This is a genomic window from Mycobacterium sp., from assembly GCF_036488105.1.
Classification (GTDB): domain Bacteria; phylum Actinomycetota; class Actinomycetes; order Mycobacteriales; family Mycobacteriaceae; genus Mycobacterium.
Genome location: NZ_DASXHW010000192.1, coordinates 1 through 7,099, shown reverse-complemented (window position 1 = coordinate 7,099; position 7,099 = coordinate 1). Strand labels below are relative to the sequence as shown.

7 protein-coding genes are annotated in these 7,099 nt (G+C 64.5%); 2 read left to right on the top strand and 5 right to left on the bottom strand.

The features are described 5' to 3' along the window. Window positions 1-1,179: MFS transporter (locus VGH54_RS10560; RefSeq protein ID WP_331511918.1), on the top strand; the 1,179-nt coding region annotated here is incomplete at its 5' end. A gap of 1 nt (window position 1,180) precedes the next feature. Here the strand turns inward: VGH54_RS10560 and VGH54_RS10555 are convergent. The 4 genes from VGH54_RS10555 to VGH54_RS10540 all read right to left on the bottom strand — a co-directional run bounded on the left by VGH54_RS10555 (window position 1,181) and on the right by VGH54_RS10540 (window position 5,881). Then, window positions 1,181-2,125 carry a lytic transglycosylase domain-containing protein gene (locus VGH54_RS10555; RefSeq protein WP_331511917.1) on the bottom strand — a complete coding sequence of 315 codons (945 nt, stop codon included), beginning with the start codon at window positions 2,123-2,125 and terminating at the stop codon, window positions 1,181-1,183. A 4-nt stretch (window positions 2,126-2,129) separates the two neighbouring features. Further along, window positions 2,130-2,510, bottom strand: coding sequence for a DUF732 domain-containing protein (locus VGH54_RS10550; RefSeq protein WP_331511916.1), 381 nt, complete (start codon window positions 2,508-2,510; stop codon window positions 2,130-2,132). Window positions 2,511-2,548: 38 nt separating this feature from the next. Continuing rightward, window positions 2,549-3,790 carry an osmoprotectant NAGGN system M42 family peptidase gene (locus VGH54_RS10545; RefSeq protein ID WP_331511915.1) on the bottom strand — a complete coding sequence of 414 codons (1,242 nt, stop codon included), beginning with the start codon at window positions 3,788-3,790 and terminating at the stop codon, window positions 2,549-2,551. An 84-nt stretch (window positions 3,791-3,874) separates the two neighbouring features. Beyond that, window positions 3,875-5,881 carry a glycoside hydrolase family 172 protein gene (locus VGH54_RS10540; protein ID WP_331511920.1) on the bottom strand — a complete coding sequence of 669 codons (2,007 nt, stop codon included), beginning with the start codon at window positions 5,879-5,881 and terminating at the stop codon, window positions 3,875-3,877. A gap of 109 nt (window positions 5,882-5,990) precedes the next feature. On the opposite strand from VGH54_RS10540, the gene VGH54_RS10535 reads away from it, so the two are divergent. Then, window positions 5,991-6,407: a ferritin-like domain-containing protein gene (locus VGH54_RS10535; protein ID WP_331511914.1), complete on the top strand. Its 417-nt coding sequence runs from the start codon at window positions 5,991-5,993 to the stop codon at window positions 6,405-6,407. An 18-nt stretch (window positions 6,408-6,425) separates the two neighbouring features. Here the strand turns inward: VGH54_RS10535 and VGH54_RS10530 are convergent. Next, on the bottom strand, window positions 6,426-7,099 hold a 674-nt coding region (locus tag VGH54_RS10530), incomplete at its 5' end, for an FAD-dependent monooxygenase (protein ID WP_331511913.1).

Genomic DNA, 7,099 nt, shown 5'->3' with positions numbered 1-7,099 from the left:
TTCGACTCGTATGCGGTGAACATCTACGGCCTGGTGTTGCCGGAAATCAAACAGACGCTGCACATCACCGAGGCTCAAGCCGGCTACATCGGTTCGATCTTCTTGCTGGGCTACACCATTGGCACCATCGGCTTCGGATTGTCGGCGGACCGGTGGGGGCGGAAGACGACGCTCGGGGCGTCGATCCTGCTGTACGGCATCACGACCGCCCTGGCCGGTCTCACCACCAACATCGCCGCGTTCACCGGACTGCGATTCCTCACCGGAGTCGGAGGTGCGGGCGAACTCGCCGTCGGCGCGCCCTACACCGCCGAAGTCTGGCCGGCCAAGACCCGCGCGATCGGCGTTGGCGGCGTTATCTTTTCGCTCTTCTCGCTGGGTTACGTTCTCGCCGCCGGTGTCGCGCTGGTTTTGGTGCCGCGCTTCGGCTGGCAATCGGCATTCATCGTCGCGATCATCCCCGCGATTGTCTTGTTCCTGATCCGGCGGGGTATCACCGAATCCCATCGCTACGTCGATGTCCGGGCCAGCGGGACCGCTAAGCCGCGGCTCTGGCACTTGCCCGGCGTGCGGCGACGTTTGGTGGCCGGCTGGCTGATCTACACCGCAAACGCGGTCGGCTACTGGGGCATGACGCTGTTCTTGACGACCTACATCGTGAAGAAATTCCATGCCACGCCGATCGAGGCGATCCGCTACGCCCTGGTGTTCTTCCTGCTGCAAGCCGTGTTCGCGTTCCTCGGAACCGCGCTCGCCGATCGAATCGGTCGGCGGCCTTCGGCGATCCTTGCCGCGGTCATCGAAGTCGCCTCGACCATCTTGGCGGCGACCTCCGACTCGCTGGCTCAGTATCAAGTCTTCGGCGCGGTCGCCATCGCGACCCTCGGCTGGCTGTGGGGTGTCGGCGACACCTATATCGCAGAGCTGTTTCCAACAGTGTTGCGCGGAACTGGCTTTGGAATCGCAGTCGGCGGCGGCCGCGTCGTCTCCATCGCCGCTCCGACCGTCGTCGGCTGGGCCATCATGCATTACGGATTGCAGACCCCGTACCTGGCGCTGGCCGGCCTGTGGGTGCTGACGGTGATCGGCTACCTGCTCGGGCCGGAGACCAAAGGCAAAGAGCTCGAAGAGCTGACCGACGAGGCTCTCACCGAAGATCTGGTGCTGGCCGCGAACTGACTTACTGCGGGTGTGACGCGACGTAGTCCGCGGCCGGGATCGGCGACGCCTGGGCATAACCGATGGGCAGCAACACATCTCCGGCGGTCGTGCGGCAATAGACGTCCCACCGGTAATACCCGGCGAACGCCGCAGGGTCGCCGCCAATCAGCGCCGCGTACTGATCAACCGCGCGCACATATTGGTTGGCGTGGTTGTACCGGTAAAGGGCGTGATCGCGGTCGTTGGCGAAGTTATTCGCAGCGAGATAACGGGCCGCCGCCATGATGCTGTCGTGCGGCGAATGAATATCGCCGCCCTGGCCGTACGCGGCGAACGTCGCGGGCAAGAACTGCATTGGGCCTTGCGCGTCGGCAGTGCTGACACCGTCGATGCTGCCTAAGCGGGTCTCGACCAGGTTGATCGCGGCTAGGTAGTTCCAGTTGACACCGGTGTCCGCCTCGGCTTGGTGGTAGAAGCCCAGCAATTGGTCGGCGGGTGCCGGCGGCACGATGCGCCATGCGGGCAGCGTGCTACGAACCGGGGTTATCGCGGTGAGCTGACGACGGGCGTCGACATTGCGGTCGTATACGTCGAGGAGCTCAGCCGGGATGCGCGCCCGGGCGGCAGCATCCCATTCGGGATGTTGCCCGATGGCCCGATAGGCAGCCTGCTGGCGGTGAGCCGCCGCCACCAGCGCCGGCTCCCCCGTCGACGGGTCACGTAGCGCGTGCTCGTCGGCGACGAGGTCGTCGGCCAATTGTGCGGGATCCGACGCCAGCCGGGGCTGTGCACCATCGGGCGCCTTCGGCGCAGCCGCCACCGTCATCGTGGTGGAAGGAGGTGCTGCCGCGACCGGTGGTGCCATCGGCCCGGGTGGATGCGAGCACCCGGCAAGAACGAGCAGGAACGTGGCGACGGCTACTGGTGCGAGGCACCGTGCCGAACTACTGGCGAAGACGGTCATCGGCTTAGAACGCGGCCGGTAGGGGCGGCAATGGGAAATCGATTGGCGGGGACCACGGCTGCTGCGCGGGCGTTGGGACGATTCCCCACGTGTGCTGCGGACAGAAGACGTTTTCCGAGATTTGGGCGAACTTCGTTGCGCCGTCATCGGTGAATCCGGAGTTCTCCTGGGTCATGCTCTTGATGACAGCAGCTTGGGGATTGCCCTGGTCCATCAACTCGCATACTCGCCGGCCGATGGCGATCGCAGCGGGACCGTCGTGATAGGTGATGCCGGCCTTGTTGAGCGCGCCAAGAAACTTGGCATCAGGATTCGGGTCGGCGTGCGCGGGGGCAGCCAGGCCGATCAACGCGGCCATGGTCACGAGGACGACGTGAGATCGCATTGCTTCATCCTCGTACAAATCGGCGCCGATGGTTAGGGTCAGTCGCTCGCCTCGGGTGCCGACGACGGCGGCCAGTGCGAGCCCGGCGACACATCGCCGGGCTCGGCGTGCTCGCCGCGTGCCAACGGCACCCATTGCTCGGTCGGCGCGGGCTGTTCCGACGACGGGAAGTCGCGCAGCTTGCCCGATGGCTTCGCGTCCCACTTGGCGAACGTCAGTGGTGTTTGCAGCCAGGCATGCAGCAGGTTGTACGTCGCCTCCAACGAGTCCATGTGGGTGCGTTCCCAACCATGGCTACCGTCGAGCCCGAAGCCCACCAACGCAGCGCGCGTTCCCGCCCCGGCCTCGATCGCCGCGGCGGCGTCGGATCGGTAGTAACGGAACACATCCCGCGCGAACGGTATGCCGTGCTCCTCGGCGAGCCGGCAGAGCTTGCGGGTGAGGTGGTAATCGAACGGGCCGTGCAAATCGGCCATCGGGATCGTGACGCCGTCCTCGATGGAGTCCTGGCCGGGCGCGCACACCGCGTTGTCCACCGAGACCAGCTCGGCGACGTCGGCGGGCAGGCCGTCGCTAGCCCCGTGGCCTACCTCCTCGGTAATGGTCACCATGATCGTGGTGCGGTGCGGGAGCACGACCTTGTTTTCGCTGAAGTTCTTGGCCAGTGCCAGTGCGACGGCCACACCGGCCTTACCGTCGAGATGACGGGACACGATGAAGCCGTCGGCGGCCAGCTCGGGGCTGGTGACAAATGCGGCAAAGTCCCCGATCTTCAAGCCGAGCCGGACGAGGTCGTCTCGCGACGAAACCTTGCGGTCGATGCGGACCTCGATGTGCCCCCAGTCCGTGGGCTGGCTGTCGATCTCGTCGCCGAAGGCGTGTCCGCTGGCCTTGAGCGGCATCACCGTGCCGGTGATGAACTCGTCGGGGTCGTCGATGAAGATTCGCACGCGGGCGCCGGTGGCGAAGCGGGCCGAGAAGGTGCCGATTGGAATCAGCTCGAGGCGACCGTTGTCCTTGAGCCTGCGGACCATGCAGCCGATGGTGTCGGCATGCACCACCAGTGCACGGTCGGTGTGCTTGGACTCGCCGGGGAGGTGGGCGGTGAGTGCACCGCGGCGGGTTAACGAGAACGGCACGCCGAAGTCGTTGAAGATGTCGCCGATCAGTTGCATGACGGCGTCGGTGCGCCCAGCTGGGCTCGGGGTCTGCAGCAGAGCCAACAGCGTGTCGATCATCCACCCGCGGTCGGCCTCGGACATGGCGGCGATGTCGCCCACGGTGCCTCCCTTCAGGCAAGTCCGGAATCGCGTTCAACCTACCGGGCTAGCCTTGATCCGACTGGGCCGGGCTGCCAGGTTCATCTATGTCCCGGTCAGCGTTTCGACGCGGTAGCGGCTGGCCGTCCAAGGTGGGGCGCTGGGGACGGCTACGAGTGTGATGGTGATCCGAGTTTTGCCTGCGGTCAGGAATTCGGGCACTAAGTAGGTGTCCTCGAGCCAACGGTGAAATGTGTTGCTGCGCGGTTGTAACCAGTTCCCGGCCGGGACACCGTCGACGGCAACAGTTGCTGATTGATAGCCGGCCGCTTGATCCGATGTGCGGCGCAACAGGATGCCGTGATTGTCGGGGCGGATTTGGGCGTCGAACGTGATCGGAGCTCGGGTAGCGCGGACTAAGCCGGTGATCGTGCGGGTGTCATCGCTGCCCTCGTACGTGCTGATCAGCGTTTGCTCCGGGGCGTTGGCATCGGTGTAGATATGCATGATTCGACTTACCAGATCGGTTGGGTCGACTTCGTCTCTGGATGCAATGGTGTCGTCTGGTTGGGTATAAAGGAATGCCGTTGAGCTGTAGTCGGGTTGCACCATGTTGCGCTTGCCGTGCTCAATCCCGAAGCGGATTGCGGAGTGGTAGCCGATGGCGTCGGCGAGCATGAGCCGATAGACCGCTACGCAGTAATCTGCGCATCCGCCGGCCGCGGTCCGTTGATCGGGTTGGCCGGTCAGCGGGTCGCTGAATAAGGTGCCGTTGTCGAAATACCAGCCGCCCTCGTAGAAGTCCTCGGTGCCGGTGCCGTACCACTGGGGCGATGGGGAACCGTCTGTGTATACGCGCTCGGCTCCTTCGAGAAAGTAAGGGGCGCCGTCGCTAAACGACGTTTTGGTGCGAGAGCCCCTGATGGTGTGGCTGACGCCGACGAATTTCCCGTGGCCTTGTTCGTCGGCGAACAACCAGTCCTGACCGAGGATCGTCGGCCCGGCATGTGAATGTGCGGTGAAGTAGCCGGCGCGGCCGCTGGCTAGCGCGGGCGCCCACTGCGGATCGGGAACGGTCACGACATCGGCGTCGATACCCCCAACTGGAGCGGCGGTCGCGTTGACTAGCGCGACCCGTGCCGCGCGGGCGAAAGGCATTGGCCACCAATCCGATAACGAGAACGATCCGTCGGGTTGTCGGATTGTGGCGAACATCATTGATCGCACGTCGCTGGCGCCCAATCCGGCGCCGAAGAATTCGCCAAGTGGTGAGTCGACCGTGGTTCGGTCGTCAAACTCGATCCGCAGCCGTAGCCCGTTGAGGACTTGATCAGCCCGGTTGGGCAACCTTAGGCGCAGTGCCGAAATACTGCCTGAGCCAGTCGATTCCGCGATCGTTGCGGTAGCGCCGGCCGCGAGCTCGACGCCCCGATTGTGGTGTGCTGCACTCGGTGCCGGCGGTTTGGGGTCGATGGTGCCCGCGGCGCGCAGAGTGGTGATCACGTCAAGCGCGGGATCGGAGGGCGAGAACGTCCGCACGCCTTCGGCGTTCGAAAACTTGCGATAGTCGACGTGGTAGTACTGCAGATTCGATGCGACGCTGATCCGCATCGACTGCCGGTACGGCATAGGTACCTTGACATAAACCCCCGCAGGCGACTGCGCAGCGTTGGCCACCAGAGGCCAGACGAATGGCGCACCCAGCCCACCATCGACCAACGACTGCAACGGTGCATCTATCACAGTCTGTCCATCCAAATCGATGCGGATCGCTCCCATACGACTCACATTGCCGCCGTCGCGGGTGAACCAGATCGAATCAAGCTCGCCGGCGCCGCGATCCTCGGCGATGACACACCCGACACCACCCGAAGCCAGACAACCGCCACTGCCGTTTTGGTTTCCGGTGCTGATGTCGAAATCGCCGCCGGTCCGATCGAAGCTCGAGGCCTGCAGAGTCTCCGTGTCCGCGCTCAGGTATGGCAACCGATCCAATCGACGGTAGGTATCCCAGCCCACTGCTTTGTCGCCGATTCCGTGGACAACCGGTTCAGCAGGCGCTGCGCCTGCGCTGGCTATCCCCAATAGCACCAGCGCGAAGGTCGCCGACAACGCCCGAACAGCCAACGATCGGTTTGCCACCAAGGCGCATCGGCACTGGTCAGGCGTAACACCCCCCGGCTCGCGTTTGAGCCCACCGCGTTGCGTGAAACCTAGCCGCATGGACACCAGTACTTTCATCGAACGACTCAACGAAGATCTGGGCACCGAATATCAATCGATTGTCCAATACATCCAGCACACCGCAACGATCAAAGGGCCCAAGTACCACTCGATCACCGAGGAAATGGGCAACCACCTGGCTCAGGAGTTAGAGCACGCCAAAATACTGGCCCAGCAAATCGACTTTCTCGGTGGCACGCCGACTGTCAAAGTGCCCGACGTGCCTGATGCATCCGACGGGGCCGCAGCGCTGAAGGCCGACATGGAATTGGAGCAGCGTCAGCTGGATCGCTACCGGAAGCGTGTGGCCGAGGCCAACGATCTGGGGTTGCCGGACGTAGCCGAGGCGCTGCGGCCATTGCTGCAACAAACACAGGACCACGTGCGGGAGCTGCAAGACGCCCTGGAGGGCTGACACCGCGTCCGGCACCGCCTAGCGCCGAGCCACGCTCGGTGGTCCGAACCACCCGTTCAGCGCGTCGGTCAAGCCGCCGTCGGAACCGTCGCCGACCCACGCGACGTACCCGTCCGGCCGGACCAGCACCGCATCCGGAGCAGCAACGGTGCCCAGGGCTGGAAGCTCCCACTCGCCAACATATTTCGCGTCGACCAGCCGAACTCGATCGGCCCAGGCGGATAGGTCGAGTGCGCCGGGCTCGCCGAAGTTGATCAGCACCCCGTGCACGTCGTGCAACAGCGTGAACACTCGACGCACACCCGCACTGGTGACGATGTCGAGATCGGGCATGCGGCGTCCGAGCAGGGGGTGTCTTGGCCCGAGGTCGTAGTGGATATCCAGTCCCGACATCGTCGCAGCGAAGCGCCGACGCGGCTCGTCCATCCGCAACACCTCAGACATGATGTCGCGCAATGCTTTTGTTCGGTCGTCGGCTGGATGGCGCAGCAGCGCCATCTGCGCCATCGTGTGCCGCAGCACCCGCGCCGCGACCGGATGCCGTTCGGCGTGATAGCTGTCGAGGAGGCTGTCCGGTGCCGACCCGTTGGCTACCAGGGCAAGCTTCCACCCCAGATTCACCGCATCCTGGACGCCGGTGTTGAGCCCCTGACCGCCGATCGGGTGATGCACATGCGCGGCGTCCCCCGCCA

Bases quoted from the DNA above. Each gene is read 5' to 3' on its own strand.
- VGH54_RS10555 (WP_331511917.1), bottom strand. From the start codon at position 2,125: ATGACCGTCTTCGCCAGTAGTTCGGCACGGTGCCTCGCACCAGTAGCC.
- VGH54_RS10550 (WP_331511916.1), bottom strand. From the start codon at position 2,510: ATGCGATCTCACGTCGTCCTCGTGACCATGGCCGCGTTGATCGGCCTG.
- VGH54_RS10535 (WP_331511914.1), top strand. From the start codon at position 5,991: ATGGACACCAGTACTTTCATCGAACGACTCAACGAAGATCTGGGCACC.